The sequence below is a fragment of the uncultured Clostridium sp. genome, from assembly GCF_934754925.1.
In the GTDB taxonomy this organism is placed as follows: Bacteria; Bacillota; Clostridia; order Clostridiales; family Clostridiaceae; genus Clostridium.
Genome location: NZ_CAKVJA010000014.1, coordinates 1 through 22361, shown reverse-complemented (window position 1 = coordinate 22361; position 22361 = coordinate 1). Strand labels below are relative to the sequence as shown.

Here is a 22361-nt window from a genome sequence, read left to right as displayed (position 1 = left end):
TAATATTAAAGGAAAGAAGTCGTAAAGGGGGAAAAAATGTGTTTAAAAATGTAAGTTATAAAACACAAAGGAAATTTATAATAGCACTATTCTTACTAATTCCACTTACATTACTGTTTGTATTTACATATTTACCAGCAATAAATATGATATCTTACAGTTTCACTAATTGGAAGGGGTATGGGCCTAAGACATTCGTTGGTCTTGAAAACTATATAAATATATTTAGTGATCCAGAAGTTTTTTCTGTATTAAAAAATAGTTTATATTATTTTGTTGGTGGGTTAATACAGTTAGCTTTAGCATTTGTATTTGCAGTAATAATTAATTCTAAAATAAAAGGTAAAAGTTTCTTTAAATCACTATACTTTTTCCCTTACTTAATAAATGGTGTTGCAATATCATTAATGTTTTTATTCTTCTTCCAACCAAGTGGAACATTTGATACTATATTAAGTATGTTAGGATTAGATAGTTTAATTAGACAATGGCTTGGAGATGCACAATATGTAAATTTCTCTTTAGCATTTACATCAATTTGGAGATTTTTTGGATATAACTTTATTATTTTCTTAGGAGCTCTTCAATCAATTTCTGATGAGGTTTTAGAAGCAGCAGATTTAGATGGAGCTGGTGATTGGCATAAGATTAGATATATTTATATACCTTCTGTTAAGAGAATAATTCAATTAAATTTAATATTAAATATTTCAGGAGCAATTTCAGTATTTGAAATACCATATATAATGACAGGTGGATCAAATGGAAGTTCTACATTCGTAATAGAAACAATAAAAACTGCCTTTACTTATAATAAGGTTGGTAAAGCTTCTGCAATGGCTGTTGTAGTAATGCTTATTGTTGCAGCAGTGGCATTAATTCAAAATATATTCTTTAAGGAGGAGAAGGAATATGCAAAGTAATACTGAAGTAAATGTAGCAAAAGTCAAAATGGATAAAGAATTATTTGTATTACGAGCTAAAAGTATATTTTTTAAAGTGCTCAAATACACAGCATTAATATTAGCAGCAATAGTTTTTATTCTTCCTATACTAACAATATTTTTAGCATCATTTAAGGAATATAATGAGTTTTACTCAACTAATAAATTATCATTACCAGCGAGTTTCTTGAATTTAGATAATTTCAAAACAGCATTTATTCAAGGTGGAATGCTGAGAGGATTCTTTAATACAGCATTCATAATGGTGATATCATTATCTGGTACAATTTTAATGGGAGCAATGGTTGCTTATGTATTACACAGATTTGATTTTAAGTTAAAGAAAGTAATATTACTGTTATATATGGTACCAATGTTTTTACCAATGGTAACTACTCAGGTTGCTACATTCCAAATAATGAGTAGACTTGGATTATATAATAGTTTATGGGCTCCAATAGTTCTTTATTTAGGGGCAGATGTTATGAGTATATTCATAATGATGCAGTTTATGGATTCTATTCCATACTCAAATGATGAAGCTGCAATGCTTGAAGGAGCATCATATTTCTATATATTTAGAAAGCTAATTATTCCACTATTAAAGCCAGCTATAGCAACAATTATAATAATACGTGGCGTCGGAATTTATAATGATTTCTATACACCATTCCTTTATGCGCCTGGAGAAGAGATGGGAACATTAGCAACATCACTTTATAAGTTTATGGGACCATATGGGGGACAATGGAATGTTATATGTGCAGGGGTTATATTAATAATGATTCCAACATTAATAGTATTCTTAGCATTACAAAAATATATTTATAACGGATTCACAGCAGGAGCCGTAAAATAAGGTGATGAAATGAGAGAAAAGACATTTAGGTTCGTTCACATTTTATATGTTTTATTAATAACAAATATATTATCAATTTTATATTTATTATTAGGATTATTTTCAATAACATTAGTTCCGGTAGTATTTACTAATATAGAAATTTCACTAATGTTATTTAATGATGAGATTGACGGGTATTCAGGTATTTTAAAAATATTTAATTCTAGAATGAAAATGTATTTTGTTGAAAATAAAAAATCAACTATTTTAACTGGATTTTATTCATTAACATTAGTTGTAGCAATGTTAATGCTAAGAAGAATTGATTTACCCATAGCTAGTGTGTTAAATTATTTCTTTGCATATTTATATGTAGTTATAGCTATATATTGGGGGTATTATTCTTTATATGTTATAATTAAAGAAAAACCAATAAGATATATAGATGCATTGGCAATAATGTGTATGTATCCTAAAAAGCTATTAACTACCATTGGATTTTTTATACTATTTATGGTTTTGGCCATATTTAGAAAGGAATTTTTAGTAATATTAGCAATTGCAATAATTTCAGCTGTATTTGTAAAAATAAATAGAAGTACAATTGAATCAGTAAAGATAAATATTAGTTAAATAAGATCTCAAGTTGAATTAAATAAAAATCAACTTGAGATTTTTATTTAAAAATATAAAAAACATACAAATATTCTTAAAAGTTAGCAATAAATATGATTTTAGGGTTAATTAATTGAATGAGTGAAAATGTTACCATATCATAATTATATAGACTATTACTTACGTTTAGATTTGAATTTATATGGAGTGGAGGATATTTAAATGGTTTATGAGCTAAGAAAAAAAGCAGAAGAAGAATTATTAAATCATATAGCACCTTTTTGGCTTAAGCTAATTGATAATGAAAATGGTGGATTTTATGGCGAAGTAAGTTATGATTTGAAGATTAATAAGGAAAGTGTTAAGGGTGGAATCCAAACTTCAAGAATATTATGGTTCTTTTCAGCTGCGTATTGTGCAACAAAGAATGAAGAATATAAGAAGGCTGCAACTCATATTTATGAGTTTTTAAGAGATAAGTTGTTTGATAAAGAGTTTAATGGTGTATATTGGATGTTAGATTATAAAGGGAATCCAAGTGATACAAGAAAGCATATTTATTGTCAGGCTTTTGCTATATATGCATTAAGTGAATATTATAAAGCAACTGCTGATAAAGAAGCCTTAGACTTAGCAATAAATTTATTTTCATTAATTGAAAGCAAAGGATTTAATAAAAAAAATTCAGCATATTTAGAAGAGTTTGATAGGGAGTGGAATATTACTCCAAATGAAATGCTAAGTGAAAATGGTGTTATTGCAGAAATAACAACTAATACTCATTTACATGTCTTAGAAGGATATACTACTCTTTATGAGGTAACAAAGGATTCTAGAGTTGGAGAAAGGTTAAAAGAGTTAATATATACTTTCTATAATAAAATTTATGACAAAGAAGAGCATTATTTGAAGATATTCTTTGATAATAAGTGGAATACAATTATTGATGTAAAATCATATGGTCATGATATAGAAGCAAGTTGGCTTATTGATGATGCCTATAAGTTATTGGGTCTAAAAGATGAAAATATTGAAAAGATGATTGTTGATATTGCATATAAAATTAAAGAACAAATTCAAGAAGATGGTTCATTAATAAATGAAGCAGAAAATGGAGTTAAAGATTTTACTCGTGTATGGTGGGTACAAGTTGAAGCAATGATTGGATATTTAAATGCATATGAAAGAACTCATGATGAGAGTCTTTTAAAAATAATAGATAAATTAATGACTTATACTATGGCAACTATGGTTGATCCAAGAGAAGGTGGAGAATGGTATTGGTCAATAGAAGCAGATGGTAAACCAACAGAGAGAAGCGTTATTGAACCGTGGAAGGCACCATATCATAATGGAAGATTTTGTTTAGAGTTTATGAAGAGAATAGGAGAATAAGAAATGATACATGAAAGATATTATACATTAAAAGAAGAACAGGAAAAATTAATAACAAGAAAAAATGAAGTTGACACTACTTGGTACAATGGTGTTTATGATAGATATAAATATCCAGTAATAACCAGACATCATGTTCCAATTGAATGGAGATTTGATTTAAATAAAGAAACTAATCCATACTTCATGGAAAGACTAGGTATTAATGCAACATTAAATGCTGGAGCTATTTATTTAAATGGTAAATACTATTTAGTTGTAAGAACAGAAGGGTTAGATAGAAAATCAATTTTTGCTTTAGCATCAAGTGAAAATGGAATTGATAATTTTAGATTTGAATCTTTAATACAGTGGGAAGATATTTGTCAAGAAGAAACTAATATTTATGATATGAGACTTGTAAAACATGAGGATGGATATATATATGGGATTTATTGTTCTGAAAGAAAAGATCCAGATGCAGCTTTTGGAGATACATCTTCAGCGGTAGCTCAAGCAGGATTAGTTAGAACTACTGATTTAAAAACTTGGGAAAGACTACCTGATATAAAGACTCCATCTCCTCAACAAAGAAATGTTGTGTTACATCCTGAGTTTGTTGAAGGAAAATATTTATTATATACTAGACCACAAGATGGATTCATTTCAACTGGTTCAGGTGGAGGTATTGCTTATGGATACTGTGATGATATGACTAATCCAGTTGTTAATGAAGAGAAGATAATGCATGAAAAGAAATATCATACAGTTTATGAAGTTAAAAATGGACAAGGGCCAGCACCTATTAAAACAGAAAAAGGTTGGATACATATAGGTCATGGTGTAAGAAATACAGCAGCTGGTTTAAGATATGTTCTTTATACCTTTGCAACAGACTTAGAAGAGCCAACAAAGATTATTGCATTACCAGGAGGACATTTTATAGCTCCTTATGATAATGAAAGAGTTGGAGATGTATCTAATGTAATATTCTGTAATGGACTTACTGTTGATGAAGATAATAATGTAAATATTTATTATGCATCTAGTGATACTAGATTACATGTTGCTACAACTACTGTAGATAAGTTAATTGATTATACATTCAATACCCCACAAGATCCATATAGATCACTTTTATGCACAGCACAAAGACAAGAGCTTATTGAAAAAAATGAAGAATTGTTAAAGAGTGAAAACTAGAGTTAAAGAAAGGTTTATTGCATAAATGCAATGAATCTTTCTTTTTATGTATAATTAGAAACAATCATTAATTGTTATAAATGCATACTATAGTTAATATAATAGTACAAATATTAATAAAGGTAGGTTATAATGGCTAGAACATATGCATATTCAGCAGACTTCGATAAGGATATAGAAAATCTCTTTAAAGAAGCTAAGCTATTAGGTGAAGGACATAATGGAATTGTTTATGAAGTACCTGGGAATAGAGCTATAAAGATATTTACAGACAAAAATGTTTGTAAAAGTGAAGCAGAGATATTATATAGAGTAAAAAAATCTAAATATTTTCCTAGGATATATAAAAATGGAGATTACTATATATTAAGGGATATGGTTAATGGCATAAGATTGGATGACTATATAAAAGAAAATGGATTAAGTCAGCAACTTATATATAATTTATACAGGTTAATTAATGAATTTAAGGCTTTAAAGTTTACAAAATTGGATGCAAGGTGTAGAGATATATATGTTAACAAGAATGAGAGATTAATGGTTATTGATCCAAAGCAGTGTTACAGACGAAAGGTTGATTACCCAAGACATTTAATGAAGGGACTTGATGGAATAGATGTGTTAGAGGAATTTTTAAGGGGAATTTATATAATAGATAAAAGAAGAGGTTCGGAATGGGAGCAGAAAATTAATCAATATTATGCAAAGGAATATTAAAATAATTAGGATATTAAATATAAGAGTCAAGAGCTAATAATTAATATAAGTTATATGGGCAAGCTTTTGACTTTTATATTTTGTAATTAAATAAATTATTAAGAAAATAGAATATTATTTGTTTCCGATGTAAAAAATAAATGGGTAGATATTAGATTTTGGAATAAAATATTTCATTTAATGTTAAAAAGAAGGAGGATATGAAATGAAAAATTTTGTTGAAATTGTAGATGTTGTAGCAAGACAAATATTAGACTCTAGATGTTTTCCAACAGTAGAGGTAGAAGTATATCTAGAAGATGGAACAATGGGAAGAGCAGCAGTACCATCAGGTGCATCAACTGGTATTTATGAAGCAGTTGAGTTAAGAGATGGAAATAAAGATTATTATATGGGAAAAGGTGTTTTAAAAGCTGTTGAAAATGTTAATGATACAATAGCTGAAGAATTAATAGGATGTAATGTTTTTGATCAAACATATATTGATAAAATGTTAATAGAACTTGATGGAAGTAATAATAAAGGAAAATTAGGCGCTAATGCTATATTAGGTGTTTCTTTAGCAGTAGCCCAAGCAGCAGCTAATTATTTAGGATTACCTTTATATCAATATGTAGGTGGAGTAAATGCAAAAGTGTTACCAGTTCCAATGATGAACATAATAAATGGTGGTTCACATGCTGATAATTCAGTTGACCTTCAAGAGTTTATGGTTATGCCAGTAGGCTTTGATAACTTTGATAAAGCAGTTCAAGCTTGTGCAGAAGTTTATCATGCATTAAAGAAAACTTTAAATGAAAAAGGATACTCAACAGGTGTTGGAGATGAAGGTGGATTTGCTCCTAACTTAAAGAGTAATGCAGAGGCTATTGAAGTTATATTAGAAGCAATTAAAAAGGCTGGATATGAACCAGGAAAAGATATATTCATAGCAATAGATGCAGCTTCATCTGAATATTACAAAGATGGTAAATATGTATTAGAACATGAAGGAAAGACTTTAACTGCAGCTGAAATGGTTGATTTCTTCGAAGATTGGGTAAATAAATATCCTATTATATCAATTGAAGATGGTATGGCAGAAGAGGACTGGGAAGGTTGGAAGCTATTAACTGATAGATTAGGTAAGAGAGTTCAATTAGTTGGTGATGACTTATTTGTAACTAATACTCAAAGATTAGAAGATGGAATTTATAGAGGAGTTGCTAACTCAATTCTTATTAAATTAAATCAAATTGGTACTTTAACAGAAACTTTAAATGCTATAGAAATGGCTAATAGAGCTGGATATACAGCAGTTATTTCTCATAGAAGTGGTGAAACAGAAGATACTACTATAGCAGATTTAGTTGTTGCTGTTAATGCAGGTCAAATTAAGACTGGTGCTCCTGCAAGATCTGAAAGAGTTGCTAAATATAATCAATTAATCAGAATAGCAGAAGAACTTGATGATGTAGCAGAATATAGAGGAAAGAAAGCTTTCTTTAATATAAAAGAATAAATAATAGAAGTGGCAAATAGTAAATTAGGCTATTTGCCTTTTCTTTTTATAAATTTAATATACTTTTATTAAGATTTATTGGTGATTTTTAAGCAGAATTAGTTTAAATAATATTAATAACTATAACAATTATATAATTAAATCAAGAAAAGATTTTGTTTATGACTAATAAAAATGGCTGTATAAAGTGGGGGAGAATAAGATGGAATTTAAAGTAACAACAGATATGATTAATAATTCATTAGTTAGTAAAGGTGATATTTCTAGAATTGAAAAAGCAATGAATAAAGCAAAAAATGGACAAGCTATTACTATAGCATTTTTAGGAGGATCAATAACTCAAGGATGCAATGCAACAAAATTTGAAGATTGTTATGCTAGTAGAACTTATAAATGGTTTAAGGATAAGTTCAAAAATGTAAATGTAAAATATGTTAATGCAGGGGTTGGAGCAACAGGATCAATAATAGGGGCTCATAGAGTAGAAAAGCAAGTATTATCACAAAATCCAGACATAGTATTTATTGATTTTGCTGTAAATGATAAAGATAGTATTTATGATAAGGTTGCTTATGAAAGCATAATAAGAAGAATATTATCAGTAGAAAATCCACCAGCAATAATTGAAGTGTTTATGAGCAATTTTGATGGAAGTAATGTTCAACCACAACAAATAGAGATAGGCAGAAAATATAATTTGCCAATGATAAGTTTTAGAAACTCAATTTATACAGAAATGATTACAAATAGATTGAAGTGGGAAGATGTTGCAAGTGATGAGGTACATCCAAATGACTATGGTCATTTTATAATATCTAATTTATTAACTGCTTTTATGGAAGATATATATAAGAATTTGAAAGAAGTTAAAGTAAATAAAATAGAACTTGGACAGCCTTTATTCGGCGATAAATATACATGTGGAATAATAATGAATAATAATAACTTAGATGTAAAAAAAATAAGTGGATTTTCTGTAGATAATGAAGGATTCCAAGTATTTAAAGATGGCTGGAAATTTATTTCTGAAACTGGTGGAGAAGCAAATTTATCAGTAAATGTAGAAGGAAAAAATATATTCTTATTATACAAAAAAACTATAAAGGAAACTGCAGCAAAGTTGGCTGTTAAGGTTGATGATAAAGAAGAGATAATTATTGATACTTTTTTTAAGGATGGATGGGGAGATTATTCCGCAACTGAAGTATTAGTTGAAGATTTATTAAATGGAAGGCATAAAATTGAAATTAAAGTGTTAGATGATAATAAATCAATAGAAGCATATATAATGGGATTTTTAGTTTCTTAGGAGGAGAGGAAATGTATTTAAAAGATTTAGATAAAAACAAGTATACATTAATAGAATCAGATAATTTAAATTATCAATATATGGGAAGAGTAGATTTTGAAAATCCTAAGGCTCCTACAATTATTTATGCTGGAAGTATGATTAAAACAAGGTTTACTGGAAGGTCTGTTAAAGTAGCTGTTAAAAATGTACATGCATATTATGAAAATGCAATTGGATTTATTATAGATGGAAATATTACAGGAAAGGCTGTAATAGAAGAACATAATAAAGATATTATATTAGATATTGCAGAAGGACTAAGTGAAGAGGTTCATGACTTAATTTTATTTAAAAGATCTGATGCAGCTCATTATTTTGATTTTTATGGAATTATATTAGAAAAAGGATGTCACTTAGAAGCTCCAGAGGCAAAAAGCAATAGAAGAATTGAATGTTTTGGAGATTCAGTATCAGCAGGTGAAGTTTCTGAAGCAGTTGAATATGTAGGGAAATCTGATCCAGAAGGACATGAAGGAATATATTCAAACTCATGGTATTCATATTCTATGATTACAGCAAGAAAATTAGGGGCAGAAATTAATAATAATGCTCAAGGAGGAATTGCTGTATTAGATGGGACAGGTTATTTTAATCCAAGTTTAGGATATAAAGGGTTGGAATCTACTTATGATAAGCTAAGATATAGTGCTGAACTTGGTGAGTGTAATAAGTGGGATTTTAGTAGATATACACCTCATGTAGTTATTATGGCACTTGGCCAAAATGATTCTCATCCTATTGATTATATTAATAAGGATAAAGAAAAAAGAGAACATTGGAAATCAAAGTATAAGGAAATTATTCTTGATTTAAGAAGTAAGTATCCTAATGCATTGTTCGTTATTATTACAACATTATTATGTCATAATGAAGGTTGGGATATTGCTTTAGACGAAATGACAAAGGAAATTAATGATGAAAAGATTGTTAGATTTAAATTTAAAAGAAATGGAATTGGAACACCAGGTCATTTAAGAATTCCAGAGGCAGAGGAAATGGCAGAAGAATTAACAGAATTTATTAAAGGTTTTGGAGAAGAGATTTGGATTTAAATTTTTTAGTGTTTTAATTAAAAATTTAGCATTTTTACAGAAATATATACAAAAACAAAGATAAAGAAGTAAATCTATAGTAATAAAGTTAAAGTAATAGTAAATTAAATATGTAATTGTTAACAGTGTTTTGAAAAAAAGTTTTTCGTTAAGTAAATTACAAATTAATAAAAGCGTTTATGGATAATGGTAGTAAACAATTTATACTTATAAGATATATGATGGAGGGTATTATGGAAAAAGTTAAAATTTACGGTGATGCAGTAAAAAATATGCCATGGCAAGAAAAACCAGAAGGATTTGAGGGAGTAGTTTGGAGACATGATAATAATCCAATTATAGACTGGAATCCAACAAAGAAGAGTGCAAGAATTTTTAACAGTGCAGTACTTCCATACGAAGATGGCTTTATAGGAGTATTTAGAGCAGACCATAAAAATGGTAGACCACAATTACATTTAGGAAGAAGTAAAGATGCTTTAAATTGGGATATTGAAGATGAAGAAATTCATTGGATAGATGAGCAAGGAAATGATTATCAACCAAGTTATGCTTATGATCCAAGATTAGTTAAAATAGAAGATACTTATTATATTGTTTGGTGTTGTGACTTTGGTGGAGCAGCATTAGGATTAGGAATGACAAAGGACTTCAAGACATTTGTTAGACTTGAAAATCCATTTATTCCATTCAACAGAAATGGTGTTTTATTCCCAAGAAAGGTTAATGATAAATACTTATTATTAAGTAGACCTAGTGATAGTGGACATACTCCGTTTGGAGATATATTCTTAAGTGAAAGTCCAGATTTAGTTCATTGGGGAAGACATAGAAGAGTAATGACTAAAGGTGGCCAAGGTTGGTGGCAAGGAACTAAAATTGGTAGTGGAGCAACACCAATCGAAACATCAGAAGGGTGGTTAATGTTCTATCATGGAGTTTCAGGAACTTGTAATGGATTTGTATATAGTATGGGCGCTGCAATATTAGATAAAGATAATCCATCAAAGGTTTTATATAGAACAAGAGATTATTTACTAACTCCAGAAAAGGAATACGAAACAACAGGATTTGTTCCAAATGTAGCATTCCCATGTGCAACACTTCAAGATCCTGAAACAGGAAGAATAGCGATTTACTATGGAGCAGCAGATACTTATGTTGCAGTAGCATATGCACAAGTTGATGAACTAGTTAAATATATAAAAGAAAATTCAGAATTAGTAGACGGAGACGACGTAGAATTTAAGTAAGTGAGAGCCCAAATTTTCAATTTGGTTGCTCGAACTTGCCTGAAACTCCAAATTTAAATTTGGTAAGTTGAAGGTACACTTTAGTGTACTCAGCGACTGAAAGGAGTGGAGTTTCCTTTTAAAAAGCTTGAGTATTATATTTTCATACAATTTTCCTATAAAAGGCTGTTACACTTAGGTGAGCAGTCTTTTTTTATTACAAAATTGTAATAAAAATGAAAGATGAATCGATATGAAAAATATTCTTCATTAGCTAAAATTAATTCAGAAAGTTTAAGTAAAAAAGAATTTTAAGCAAAGAGAATATTAAATATTAATAAAATTTTAATAAAATAATGAATTTATATAAGCAAATATTAAGATTTAATCTAAATAAATCTTAATATTTGCTTTTTATAATAAAAGTATAGCAAACAAGCATTGGGAGAAATATTATGAAAATATTAATTTTAACAGGAAAATTTGGAATGGGACATTATTCGGTATCAGAAGCAATAGGGCAAGAAATAAGTAGTAGAGATTCTAATATAGAAGTTAGCATAGTTGATATATTAGATTATTTAATGCCAACAGCCAGTAAGATCCTTTATAAAAGTTTTAATACATTAGTGACGAAATGGTCAAATTTATATAATTTCGTAAATATAAATAATGAGGATAATAATATAAAAACATTTAATTATTTTTTTGTAAAAGGATTAGATAGATTATTTTTAGAGTTTAATCCGGATATAGTTATTTCAACTTTACCTATAAGTTCACAATATATTTCTAAATATAAATCATTAAAGAAATCTAATATTCCTCTATTTACATTTATAACTGATATTTCTAGCCATAGTGAATGGATTCATAAGAATACAGATTTTTATTTTGTTGGTGATATAAGTATAAAGAAAAGTTTAATTGATAAAGGAATTGATGAAAATAAAATAATAGTTAGTGGAATTCCAGTTAAACAAGGTTTTAAAGATAAGATTATAAAATTTGATAAAAATAAATCAAAAGAGATTTTAATTATGGGTGGTGGTTTAGGGTTAATTTCATTTAATAAAAATTTATTTGAATCATTAAACAATGAGAAGAATATAAAAACAACAGTAATAACAGGAAATAATAAAAAAATGTTTGAACAATTGAAAAGTAAGTATAAAAATATTGAGGTTTTAGGATATACAAATAAGATAGATTTTTATATGAAAAGAGCAGATTTAATAATATCTAAATCTGGTGGAATAACTTTATTTGAGGCAATTTACAGTGAGACACCTATTTATGTAGTTAATCCATTTTTACTTCAGGAAGTTAAGAATGCTAAATTTATAGAAAAAAGAAAAATAGGACAAGTAGTTTGGAATGAAGAAATGGATATAGCTAAGGATATTTTATCACTTATAAATGATGACAAGGCTATTTTAAAAATGAAAAGTAATATGAAGAAGGTTAAGGAAAATATTAATCAAGAAGAGATATTAAGTGTTATAGAACAGTTTAAGAAGGAGGCATAAAAATGATAATTATATGTATAATAGGAGTTTTGTTGTTATCATATAGTATTATTCCTACCTTTTACTATAAATTTAAGGGCACTCCAATTCCTAATTACGTAGATGAAAAAAAGTTTTTATCATTAACCTTTGATGATGGACCTGATGAGAAATATACAGTTGAATTATTAGATTTACTTAAAAAATATAATATAAAGGCCACATTTTTTGTTGTAGCTAAATTTGCTGAAGAAAATTATGAAATTATAAAACGAATGGAAGAAGAGGGACATACTATAGGGCTTCACTCTTTAGAACACAAAAATGGTCTTTTAAATGGACCGTTATATACAAGTAATGATTTTAAAGAAAGTTTAAGAATAATGAAAAGATTAAATATTAATGTAAAATCATTTAGACCACCATGGGGACATCTTAATTTATCAACTATTATAAATTTAAAAAAATATAATTTAAAGTTAGTACTTTGGGATGTAATTATAGGGGATTGGAAATCAGATATAACATCAGATGAAATATCAAATAGATTAATAATGCAATCAAAAAATAAAAGCATTATTTGTCTTCATGATGGAAGAGGTGAAAATGAAGCACCTAAAAGAACTATAGAGGCTTTAGAAAGAACAATACCTATATGGATTGAAGAAGGATATGAATTTTTAAAGGTAGGGGAACTTTATGAATAAAACTATAAGTGCAAACAGGATTTTGAAAAATAGTATATTCTTTATAACTTTAATTGCAATTACATTCTTAATTTTATTTAAGGACAATAGTATAGAAAGTATATTAAAATCTCTAAAAAATGTTAATGTGATATATGTATTTTTAGGAATACTATGTATGTTTTTATTTATATGTTGTGAAGGAATAAATATTAGACGTATGCTTAGATTATTTTCTTATGATATAAGTATTTTTAGAGGATTAAAATATTCATTTGTAGGTTTTTTCTTTAGTTCAATAACACCATCAGCATCAGGGGGTCAACCAATGCAAGTTTATTACATGAATAAAGATGGAATTAAGATTTCACATTCTTCGTTAGTATTACTTATAGAACTTGCTAGTTTTCAATTTACTACTATAACTATTGCAATAATATCATTTATAGTAAATTATGATTTTATTGTAAGTCTTAATACTGCAATTAAGATATTAATTTTTATAGGAATAGCAATTAACTGTATTATATTTTGTTTTATATTAGTAGCTATATTTTCAAAGTCATTTATAAATAGAATAGTAGATTTAGCTTTTAAAGTAATTAGTAAAATAAAATTTATAGATGAAAAAAGGATAATAGAAGGAGTGAGAGAAGAAATTAAACAATATCAAGAAGGTGCATTATTTATAAATAATAATAAAGAGGTTGTAACAAAAGTAGTATTAACAACATTTGTTCAAGTATCTTTTATGTACAGTATAACCTTTTTTGTATATAAGGCATTTAATTTATCAACTTTTTCATTTTTTACTGTTTTTTCGCTTCAATCAATTTTATTTATTTCAGTATCAGCTATACCGCTTCCAGGTTCTGTAGGAAGTAGTGAAAGTGTTTTTTTAACATTATTTAAAACTTTATTTCCAGTAAATACTTTAAATTCTGCAATGTTATTAAGTAGAGGAATTAGTTTTTATTTATTTGTGATAGTTAGTGGAATAATTGTACTTTTTATTAGGATATCAAGAAATAAATATTATGGTAATTATATATTCAAAGGGTTGTATAATAAAGATATAATAAGGGAAAAGTAGTTATGGTTAATAATGGAGTTATTTGTAAATAATCTTGATATATAATTTCTATTATGTTATGATAAAATTAAGTGAGTATGCACGAAAGTACGATATGGGAGGTGTAACCGTGAAGACTTTTTTATTTGTTTTAGAAGCGGTTTTAGGATTAGTAGTTGTTGTTTCAATATTAATGCAAAAAAGCAAAGCTGATGCATTAAGCGGGTTAATTCAAGGTAGTAAGAGTGAAACGTTCTTTACTAAAAATAAGTCAAAGACTAAGGAAGCAATGTTAGTTAAAGTTACTATAGTTTCAATGCTTTTATTTGCTATAAATACAGTACTTTTAAATATAATTTAAAATATAACGTAGATCACTAACAGATGGTGATCTTTTTTTTATAAATTTTTAATAAAGAATTTTAATAATTATTTTTAGCAATTGGAAAAATGGAAATAATATAATATAAAGCATTTATTATATTTATTAGGAATTGAAATGGTGTTGTGATGAATAAATTATAATAAAGGTTATTATAATCACTGTGTATTGAATAAAAAAACTTACATGTGGTACTATAATAAATAGTGCGTATAAGAAAATATTGGATGAGGTTAAATATAATTTAAACGGAGGAAATTACATGGGAATAAAAGAAACATTACTTAGCTTTATGAAAGAAGAAGCATATAGACCTATGGATATTCAAGAGCTTGTTACAGTTTTTGATATTAATCCAGATGAGTACAAGGTTTTTAAGAGGGCATTAAAAGTAATGGAATTGGAAGGTTCAATAGTTAGAACAAAGAAAGATAAATTTGCAGTTCCTGAAAGGTTAGGATTAATAAAAGGTAAGCTTCAAGCACATAAAAAGGGATTTGGTTTTCTAATACCAGAAGAAGAAGGGGAAAGAGACGTATTTATTCCAAGTTCATTTATTAATGGTGCAATGAATAATGATAGAGTACTTGTACAAATTACTAGAGATGATATTAATGGTAAGAAAAGAGAAGGAGAAGTTGTAGAAGTACTTGAAAGAGCAAATAATAGAATAATTGGTATATATGAAGATAGTAGAAATTTTGGATTTGTAGTTCCTGAAGATACTAGATTAAACCAAGATATTTTTGTATCAAAAAAGGATAAAAATGGTGCAAAACATGGCGATGTAGTTATTGTAGAAGTTACTAAATGGCCTGAAAAAAGAAGAAGTCCAGAAGGAATAGTTAAAGAAGTTTTAGGTAAAAAGGGAGAAAAGGGATTAGATATTTTAACTATAATTAAGAAACATGGTCTTCCAGAGGAGTTCCCACCAAAGGTTTTAGCTTATGCTGATGGAATTTCTGAAGAAATAGAGGAAAAGGAAATAAAAAGAAGAAAAGATATTAGAGATCTTAGAATGGTTACTATAGATGGTGAAGATGCAAAAGATCTTGATGATGCTGTTTCTATAGAAAGATTAGATAACGGCAAATATAGATTAGGGGTTCATATTGCGGATGTTACACATTATGTAAGAGAAAAGAATCCTCTAGACAAAGAAGCTTTAAAGAGAGGTACGTCTGTTTATTTAATAGATAGAGTTATACCAATGCTTCCAAAGAAGCTTTCTAATGGCATATGTTCACTAAACCCAAAGGTTGATAGATTAGCATTAAGTTGTTTTATGACTATTGACAGCAAAGGAAAGGTTTGTGATCACGAAATAGCTGAAACTGTTATTAGAACATCTGAAAGAATGACTTATACAGATGTAACTAAGATATTAAGAGATAAAGATGAAGAACTTATTAAGAAATATGATTATTTAGTTGATGATTTTAAAACAATGGAAGAGCTTTGTTTAATTCTTAGAGAAAAAAGAATGAAAAGAGGAGCTATAGATTTTGATTTTGAAGAATCAAAGATAATATTAAATGACAATGGTAAACCTATTGATATAAAACCATATGAAAGAGAAATAGCAAATAGAATAATAGAAGAGTTTATGCTTGTTTGTAATGAAACTATTGCTGAGCATATGTTCTGGACTAATTTACCTTTTGTGTATAGAGTTCATGAAAATCCAGATGAAGAAAAGTTAGAAAAGTTTAGGGATTTTATTTATAACTTAGGATATACAATGAAGGTAACACAAGATATACATCCAAGGATTCTTCAAGAAGTACTAGAGAAAGTAAAAGGCAAAAAAGAGGAAACTGTAGTTAGTACTCTTTTATTAAGAAGTATGATGAAGGCAAAATATACACCAGAATGTTCATCACATTTTGGTTTAGCAGCAACTTACTATTGCCATTTTACATCACCAATTAGAAGATATCCTGATTTACAAATTCATAGAATAATTAAGGAATACTTAAATGGTAAGATTGATGAAAAGAGGGCAACTAGATTAGCACCAATAGTTGATATAGCTGCTAAACAATCATCAGAAATGGAAAGACTTGCAGAAGAGGCGGAAAGAGAAGTAGATGATTTAAAGAAGGCAGAATATATGATGGATAGAATAGGAGAAGAATTTGAAGGTATTATTTCTTCAGTTACATCATTTGGTATATTCGTTGAACTTCCAAATACTATAGAAGGTCTTGTTCATATAACTGATTTAGATGATGATTACTATATATATGATGAACAGCATTTAATGCTGTTAGGTCAAAGAAATAAAAAGGTTTATAGATTAGGTGATTCTGTAAAAGTTAAGTGTACTAAAGTTGATATTGATAATAGAGAAATATTCTTTGATATATTAGGTAGCGAACAAAATTTAGAGGAGATTGTACCAAGTGAAGAAACAGCTTCAATAATAGCTGAAGTAAAAAAGGAGTTTGGAACAAAATCAGAAACTGAAGAAGCTATAGAAGGATTTGAGCCAGAAGAGGAATTTAATGAGTAATTTAGATATATTGTGATTTTGAGGGCTTCTTGTTATAATTAAGGAAAACACGTAAATAAAAAAGTGGGTGAGAATATGGCAAGAGTTAAGAATAGTAATTCTTTAGCTGAAAATAGAAAAGCTCGTCATGATTATTTTGTTGAAGAAACAATAGAGGCGGGAATTGCTTTAGTAGGAACAGAAGTTAAATCTATTAGAGGTGGTAAGTGCAATTTAAAAGATTGTTATGCTGATATAAAAAATGGAGAGATATTTATTTTAAATATGCACATTAGTCCTTATGAACAAGGTAATATATTTAATGTTGATCCATTGAGAGAAAGAAAGCTTTTACTTCATAAGGAGCAAATAGGTAGATTAGCAGGATTAGTATCTAGAGATGGGTATACTTTAGTTCCATTATCTTTATACTTAAAGAATGGAAGAGTTAAAGTTGCGCTTGGAATCTGTAAAGGTAAAAAGAATTATGATAAGAGAGATTCAATGTTAGAAAAAGCTCATAAGAGAGATATTGAACGTCAAATGAAGGAAAGAAGCCGTTACTAGTTAGAAATGACAAATTTAAAATGGCAAATTAAAACTTAAAGTTAATTTGCCATGGATAATTTGTCATTTTTGTTTAATAAGAAAGTTTTATATTTTTTTCTTTCCAGCCTAAATCAAATGGCATATTTGAAATGTTAAATAAATTACTATCTATTAGAGGATAGCCATTTGAATCAAAGCCAGATATTACGGCTTTGTGATCCGTAAAAAATGATTTATCAAATCTAATTACATCATCTTCCTTATAATTACTTGATATTTCGTAATTAGGATTTATTCTTTTGGTGTAAGGTAAAAATGTTTCTGATAATGTAAAACTATATTGATCTAAATCATCATTAAATATATCAGAATAATAGTCTTTCTCTATATAAAAATAATTTTTAGAATTATCGTTAGTAGTATAAAGTGTTAAAATATGAGGTATTGTTAAGGTAAATTTATTTACAGCAACTTGTTTATTGTGAATATAATTAAAAGTATAATATTCATCTAAATCAACAATTATCTTATCACCATTTCTAATAATTTTATTTATAATTACTAATGAATTAATATAAGTAAAAATTATAGATCTTTCTAAGGACCAATCACGTAAGTAAGAAATTCTTCTAAATTCATAACCTAATGAATATTGTCCATTTGCTGAAGAGGTACCATAGTAATTATAAAGCTTATAGACTTCTCCACTTAAAAATCCATTATTTCTTGTATTAAAAGCAGAAGTTATAAATGTATTTAATTCATCTTCATATGGATCTATAGCTTCTTCAGGTATATTAGTATTATTAAAATTACCAACACTAGTACTGATATTAATATTATTTAATATACTACTTTTAGAAATATAACTGCTTAAAGGGATTTTGTCTATACAATAGAAAAAATAAGCAAATAAACTGATTATTAAGATAAAATAAATTATAGTAAACATAATGTTTTTTATGCTTATCTTAGATTTATTATTTTTATAATTTGAAAACATATCGTCACTCCTTTAAGTGAAATTACGTAAGTAAAAATGCAAAATATATAAATTTATATATTTGTATAAATAATAAATTCAAAACAAGTTATATTATAGAAAAAGTACTATATATAGTATTATCTATTTTCAAAGAATTATTTACCAAAATTACAATAATAGTTGTTTTAATATATAAAAATATAGAGATTAATATTACTAAGGAAGTGAAATTAAAAATTAAAAATTTCTTAGTTAAAGATATATTTAATTTTTTAAAATAAAGGGTTTTCTACTAATGTGTTAAAAATATTAACAATTAACTGTGAAAATATTAAAAAAATGATAAAATGAAGTAGGTAAATTATTTCAAAAAATAATGGAGGATGAATGAGCTAATGGCATTAAACATAATTGATATAGCTAAACTGGCAGGAGTGTCAAAGTCTACTGTTTCTAGATACTTAAATAATGGATATGTTAGTGTTGAAGCTAGAGATAAAATAAAAAGGGTACTTGATGAAACAGGATTTACACCTCAAAGACAGGCAAAAGGTATGAGAACTAAAAAGACAAATTTAATAGGGGTAATAGTTCCTAAAATAAGTAGTGAGACCCCAGCAAGAGTAGTTGAGGGAATTACTGAGGTTTTATCTTGTAATGGATATGATATTTTGATTGCAAATACAAATTTATCTATAGAAAAAGAATTGGAATACCTTAATATATTTAAATCAAATCAAGTTGATGGAATAATATTTATGGCAACTAAAGTAACAGATAAGCATATAGAAGTTATAAAAAATTTAGAAGTTCCAATAGTTGTTGTTGCACAAGATATTGAAAATTCTCCATCTGTATATTTTGATGAATTTCAAGCCACAGAAGATATAACTAATTATTTAATTAAAAAAGGTCATGAAAAAATTGCTTATATCGGAGTTTATGAAGAAGATAAAGCGGTTGGACTTTATAGAAAGCAAGCTTATATAAAGACATTAAAAAATAATAATATTAAGATAAATTATGAAAATATAAAAATTGGTGATTTTAATGAGAAAAGTGGATATAGATTAGCCAAGGAGATAATGGAGGGGGAAGATAATCCTACGGCTATTGTTGCGGTAACTGATAACTTAGCCTTAGGAGCAATAGAGTATCTAATAGATAATGGATATAAGATTCCAGAAGATATAGCTGTAGTAGGAATGGGAGATTCTAAAATTTCTAGAGTTATAACTCCAAAACTTACAACAGTACATTATCATTATAAAACTGCTGGAAGAAAATCGGCAGAGATAATTTTAGATGAACTTGATAGAAGTATAGAAAAAGATAAATCCATGATAAAAAAGGTAAAATTAAACTGTTTACTTGTTGAAAGAAATAGTGTATAACCAGCTTTAATGAATGCTTGGGATCAATAATCAGGTGCTTTAGCTCAAACAATGTCTGTATTTGGAGTTATAGATATGGTTTTAAAATGATATAAAGGAATAGTATTACCAGCTATACATTATAGCTTACATGCAATTAAATTAGGACTTATTGCTTCAACCAAATTTAACACGTTACGTCCAATTTGGGCAGTAGCTAACTTTGCACAAAGTGGAGCCAGCTATTGCAGGTATAGTAGCTTTTATAGCTACTTGGATAATGGGAATAAAAGAAGAAGCTTAATTATAAATTTAGTATATATAGAAAAGAAGGAAGTGCGTAAAAACATTTTCTTCTTTTTTATACTCGATTAGTTAGGTACCTTGATATAAAAGAGAGTATATTATAAAATATAATAATAAGGTGCCTAACTAAAATAGAAAAGGAGTAAGTATATATGAATAATGAAATTAAATATGAACAATGCCAACTATGTGGAAAGGGATGTAATATAGATGAAACTAAATGTTGTAGAGGAAAAAAATTTTTAAGATTATTAAATGAAGGTGAAATTACAGAAGAAAAAATAGTTAAACTAAAGGAACAAGCAAAAAAACGTGAGGAATTTAAGAATTTGCCACAAGAAGATCGTCTTATGATAATGTTGGGGAAATGTGGAATGATATTAAATAATAAGAATTGTGGTCATCATGGAAGAGGACGTATATTAAAAGTACTTTTAGAAAAGGGAACAATGACTCAAAGTGAATTACAAAATATTATTGATATTCGCTCTGGGTCTTTAAGTGAAATTTTAGGTAAAATAGAAGAGAAGGAATTAATAATAAGAGAAAGAGATGAAAATGATAAAAGAAAGGTAAAGATTTCAATAACTGAAAAGGGAAAAGAAGTTGTTTTATTAAAAGAGGCAGAACATAAAAATAAAGGAAAAGAACTTTTTAGTGAAATAAGCAATGATGAACAAAAACAATTAGAGATTATATTATCAAAATTAATTAAGTCTTGGAAATCAAATCCTACACATAGTGAACATATGGGGTCACATAGCAAGTGTAAGAAGAAAAATCATATATTTGAGAAGAATATTAATAAAGAAATTTAATATAAAGCTATGTTATAAAAAGAATAAAATTATAAATTTGTGGAAAGACTTTTTTAAAATAGGAAAGTTATGATTTAAAACATGAAAAATAAAACATTTTTTACTATGATATTTTAAAATAATATATAATTTACCCTGTAATTTATTTTAATTATCTTATAAAAATAATATAAATAAAAAAAATTTAATAGGCAAACTTAAAGAAATTTAAGGACGCAAAGCTATAGGGATTAAGGAAGTAATTCTATGTCAGCCAGTTGCCAAAGAGTACATTATGCTTTTTGTTTTAAGTAAATAAAATTAGTATAAGTATATTAATTTAATTCTGTTCAAACATAAGAAGGATTAAATATGCTTAATATTATTTATGATTTTTAGCTACTCTTTAGGAGTAGCTTTTTTAATGTACTTCTCTTGGGAAATAACATTTCAGGGGGAAAATAAATGTTAAAAAGAAAATTATCAACTTTAATTTTAGCGGCTACAATAATAAATTTAGTAGCAACACCTGCTAATGTATTTGCAGAGACATCAATACAAAGTAGTGCTGTAGAAACTGATGAATCGGTGAAGGACAATGAAAGTAAAAGGGCTAACGTAAGTAAATTTAGCTTATATGGTAGTGAGTTATTAGAAAAATACAATGAAGTTTTTAAAATGGATAATTCTAATATTGAATCAGTAACTAATAATGGAGGAACATATGCAAGTAGCACTATAGATAAGGCTATAGATGAAAATTTTAAAACTCATTGGGAAACGGGAAATCCTAACAATTCAAGTTTTACTAACGAAGTTATAATTAACTTAAAAGAAAAAACTACTTTAAATAGAATTATTTATGCAGCAAGGCCTGATGCAGGGGGAAAAGGGTTTGCAGAAGAATTTGAAATATATGGTTCTAAAGATAATAGTGATAATTTTGAGTTAGTAACTACTGGTGAATATAAAAATTCAAGAACAGATGTTATAGAAATAAAATTTGATTCTACTGAATTTAAAAGAATAAAGTTTGTATTTAAAAAAGCTAATCAAAATTGGGCAAGCGCATCAGAATTTATGCTTTATAAAGAAGATACACTATCTGAAACTATAAATAATATTTTTACAGATGGAACAATGACAAAATTAAAAGACCAATATAATAATATAGGTACAATAAATAATTTAGAAAAAGAGGTTAACAATCATCCTCTAAAAGATGAATTAATATATGCTATAGATTTAGCAAAAGAGATTTTACAAGGTGATAAAGATTACTCAGATAGAACATTTACGCTTACACAATATGGTGATACACATGCAAAAGCAAGAAATCAATTAAAAATGTCTACTTTTGGTACAGACTTACAATCTAC

General features: G+C 27.3%; 20 protein-coding genes and 1 riboswitch. Of the genes, 19 read left to right on the top strand and 1 reads right to left on the bottom strand.

The window, feature by feature from the left end; genetic code table 11:
• The first annotated feature begins 38 nt into the window (after positions 1-38).
• The 16 genes from Q0G30_RS06610 (at position 39) to smpB (ending at position 17539) form a co-directional block, all read left to right on the top strand.
• Entirely contained in the window at positions 39-923 is an 885-nt protein-coding gene (locus Q0G30_RS06610) for a sugar ABC transporter permease (protein ID WP_294388069.1), read from the top strand.
• Positions 913-1803: a carbohydrate ABC transporter permease gene (locus Q0G30_RS06605; RefSeq protein ID WP_226891497.1), complete on the top strand. Its 891-nt coding sequence runs from the start codon at positions 913-915 to the stop codon at positions 1801-1803. The genes Q0G30_RS06610 and Q0G30_RS06605 overlap by 11 nt, the downstream gene beginning before the upstream one ends.
• A gap of 9 nt (positions 1804-1812) precedes the next feature.
• Entirely contained in the window at positions 1813-2418 is a 606-nt protein-coding gene (locus Q0G30_RS06600; protein ID WP_195964423.1) for a hypothetical protein, read from the top strand.
• 204 nt (positions 2419-2622) lie between these two features.
• Positions 2623-3795, top strand: a complete 1173-nt coding sequence (locus tag Q0G30_RS06595; protein ID WP_195516037.1) for an AGE family epimerase/isomerase — start codon at positions 2623-2625, stop codon at positions 3793-3795.
• 3 nt (positions 3796-3798) lie between these two features.
• Positions 3799-4977, top strand: a complete 1179-nt coding sequence (locus Q0G30_RS06590; RefSeq protein ID WP_148321181.1) for a glycosidase — start codon at positions 3799-3801, stop codon at positions 4975-4977.
• Positions 4978-5109: 132 nt separating this feature from the next.
• Complete coding sequence (locus Q0G30_RS06585; RefSeq protein WP_133013738.1) at positions 5110-5694, top strand: protein kinase; 585 nt, start codon at positions 5110-5112, stop codon at positions 5692-5694.
• A 205-nt stretch (positions 5695-5899) separates the two neighbouring features.
• On the top strand, positions 5900-7195 hold the full coding sequence (gene eno / locus Q0G30_RS06580; RefSeq protein WP_133013737.1) for a phosphopyruvate hydratase: 1296 nt from the start codon (positions 5900-5902) through the stop codon (positions 7193-7195).
• 202 nt (positions 7196-7397) lie between these two features.
• On the top strand, positions 7398-8504 hold the full coding sequence (locus Q0G30_RS06575; protein ID WP_148321180.1) for an SGNH/GDSL hydrolase family protein: 1107 nt from the start codon (positions 7398-7400) through the stop codon (positions 8502-8504).
• An 11-nt stretch (positions 8505-8515) separates the two neighbouring features.
• The gene (locus Q0G30_RS06570; RefSeq protein ID WP_294388049.1) at positions 8516-9598 is read left to right on the top strand and encodes a GDSL-type esterase/lipase family protein; all 1083 of its coding nucleotides are present in this window, start codon (positions 8516-8518) and stop codon (positions 9596-9598) included.
• Positions 9599-9831: 233 nt separating this feature from the next.
• Positions 9832-10851, top strand: coding sequence for a glycoside hydrolase family 130 protein (locus tag Q0G30_RS06565; protein WP_133013734.1), 1020 nt, complete (start codon positions 9832-9834; stop codon positions 10849-10851).
• A gap of 434 nt (positions 10852-11285) precedes the next feature.
• A complete protein-coding gene (locus Q0G30_RS06560; protein WP_148321177.1) occupies positions 11286-12359 on the top strand; it encodes a glycosyltransferase in 1074 nt (357 codons plus the stop codon).
• 2 nt (positions 12360-12361) lie between these two features.
• Complete coding sequence (locus Q0G30_RS06555; protein WP_294388046.1) at positions 12362-13045, top strand: polysaccharide deacetylase family protein; 684 nt, start codon at positions 12362-12364, stop codon at positions 13043-13045.
• Complete coding sequence (locus tag Q0G30_RS06550) at positions 13038-14117, top strand: lysylphosphatidylglycerol synthase transmembrane domain-containing protein (protein WP_148321176.1); 1080 nt, start codon at positions 13038-13040, stop codon at positions 14115-14117. Before Q0G30_RS06555 ends, Q0G30_RS06550 begins: the two co-directional genes overlap by 8 nt.
• Before the next feature lie 109 nt (positions 14118-14226).
• Positions 14227-14457 carry a preprotein translocase subunit SecG gene (gene secG / locus Q0G30_RS06545; RefSeq protein WP_294388036.1) on the top strand — a complete coding sequence of 77 codons (231 nt, stop codon included), beginning with the start codon at positions 14227-14229 and terminating at the stop codon, positions 14455-14457.
• A gap of 283 nt (positions 14458-14740) precedes the next feature.
• Positions 14741-16993 (top strand): ribonuclease R, encoded by a 2253-nt coding sequence (gene rnr / locus Q0G30_RS06540; RefSeq protein ID WP_294388032.1) that lies wholly within the window; start codon positions 14741-14743, stop codon positions 16991-16993.
• A 75-nt stretch (positions 16994-17068) separates the two neighbouring features.
• The gene (gene smpB, locus Q0G30_RS06535; protein ID WP_294388029.1) at positions 17069-17539 is read left to right on the top strand and encodes an SsrA-binding protein SmpB; all 471 of its coding nucleotides are present in this window, start codon (positions 17069-17071) and stop codon (positions 17537-17539) included.
• A gap of 73 nt (positions 17540-17612) precedes the next feature.
• Here smpB and Q0G30_RS06530 read toward each other — a convergent pair whose 3' ends face one another.
• A complete protein-coding gene (locus tag Q0G30_RS06530) occupies positions 17613-18524 on the bottom strand; it encodes a hypothetical protein (RefSeq protein WP_294388027.1) in 912 nt (303 codons plus the stop codon).
• 377 nt (positions 18525-18901) lie between these two features.
• On the opposite strand from Q0G30_RS06530, the gene Q0G30_RS06525 reads away from it, so the two are divergent.
• From Q0G30_RS06525 to Q0G30_RS06515, 3 genes are all read left to right on the top strand, one after another.
• Positions 18902-19900 (top strand): LacI family DNA-binding transcriptional regulator, encoded by a 999-nt coding sequence (locus tag Q0G30_RS06525; protein ID WP_294388024.1) that lies wholly within the window; start codon positions 18902-18904, stop codon positions 19898-19900.
• 437 nt (positions 19901-20337) lie between these two features.
• Positions 20338-21003, top strand: coding sequence for a MarR family transcriptional regulator (locus Q0G30_RS06520; protein ID WP_294388021.1), 666 nt, complete (start codon positions 20338-20340; stop codon positions 21001-21003).
• A gap of 180 nt (positions 21004-21183) precedes the next feature.
• Positions 21184-21268, top strand: a riboswitch (cyclic di-GMP riboswitch).
• A 179-nt stretch (positions 21269-21447) separates the two neighbouring features.
• A partial coding sequence (locus Q0G30_RS06515) for a discoidin domain-containing protein (RefSeq protein ID WP_294388016.1) occupies positions 21448-22361 on the top strand: 914 nt, incomplete at its 3' end.

Bases quoted from the DNA above. Each gene is read 5' to 3' on its own strand.
- Q0G30_RS06605 (WP_226891497.1), top strand. From the start codon at position 913: ATGCAAAGTAATACTGAAGTAAATGTAGCAAAAGTCAAAATGGATAAA.
- Q0G30_RS06600 (WP_195964423.1), top strand. From the start codon at position 1,813: ATGAGAGAAAAGACATTTAGGTTCGTTCACATTTTATATGTTTTATTA.
- Q0G30_RS06595 (WP_195516037.1), top strand. From the start codon at position 2,623: ATGGTTTATGAGCTAAGAAAAAAAGCAGAAGAAGAATTATTAAATCAT.
- Q0G30_RS06590 (WP_148321181.1), top strand. From the start codon at position 3,799: ATGATACATGAAAGATATTATACATTAAAAGAAGAACAGGAAAAATTA.
- Q0G30_RS06585 (WP_133013738.1), top strand. From the start codon at position 5,110: ATGGCTAGAACATATGCATATTCAGCAGACTTCGATAAGGATATAGAA.
- eno (WP_133013737.1), top strand. From the start codon at position 5,900: ATGAAAAATTTTGTTGAAATTGTAGATGTTGTAGCAAGACAAATATTA.
- Q0G30_RS06575 (WP_148321180.1), top strand. From the start codon at position 7,398: ATGGAATTTAAAGTAACAACAGATATGATTAATAATTCATTAGTTAGT.
- Q0G30_RS06570 (WP_294388049.1), top strand. From the start codon at position 8,516: ATGTATTTAAAAGATTTAGATAAAAACAAGTATACATTAATAGAATCA.
- Q0G30_RS06565 (WP_133013734.1), top strand. From the start codon at position 9,832: ATGGAAAAAGTTAAAATTTACGGTGATGCAGTAAAAAATATGCCATGG.
- Q0G30_RS06560 (WP_148321177.1), top strand. From the start codon at position 11,286: ATGAAAATATTAATTTTAACAGGAAAATTTGGAATGGGACATTATTCG.
- Q0G30_RS06555 (WP_294388046.1), top strand. From the start codon at position 12,362: ATGATAATTATATGTATAATAGGAGTTTTGTTGTTATCATATAGTATT.
- Q0G30_RS06550 (WP_148321176.1), top strand. From the start codon at position 13,038: ATGAATAAAACTATAAGTGCAAACAGGATTTTGAAAAATAGTATATTC.
- rnr (WP_294388032.1), top strand. From the start codon at position 14,741: ATGGGAATAAAAGAAACATTACTTAGCTTTATGAAAGAAGAAGCATAT.
- smpB (WP_294388029.1), top strand. From the start codon at position 17,069: ATGGCAAGAGTTAAGAATAGTAATTCTTTAGCTGAAAATAGAAAAGCT.
- Q0G30_RS06530 (WP_294388027.1), bottom strand. From the start codon at position 18,524: ATGTTTTCAAATTATAAAAATAATAAATCTAAGATAAGCATAAAAAAC.
- Q0G30_RS06525 (WP_294388024.1), top strand. From the start codon at position 18,902: ATGGCATTAAACATAATTGATATAGCTAAACTGGCAGGAGTGTCAAAG.
- Q0G30_RS06520 (WP_294388021.1), top strand. From the start codon at position 20,338: ATGAATAATGAAATTAAATATGAACAATGCCAACTATGTGGAAAGGGA.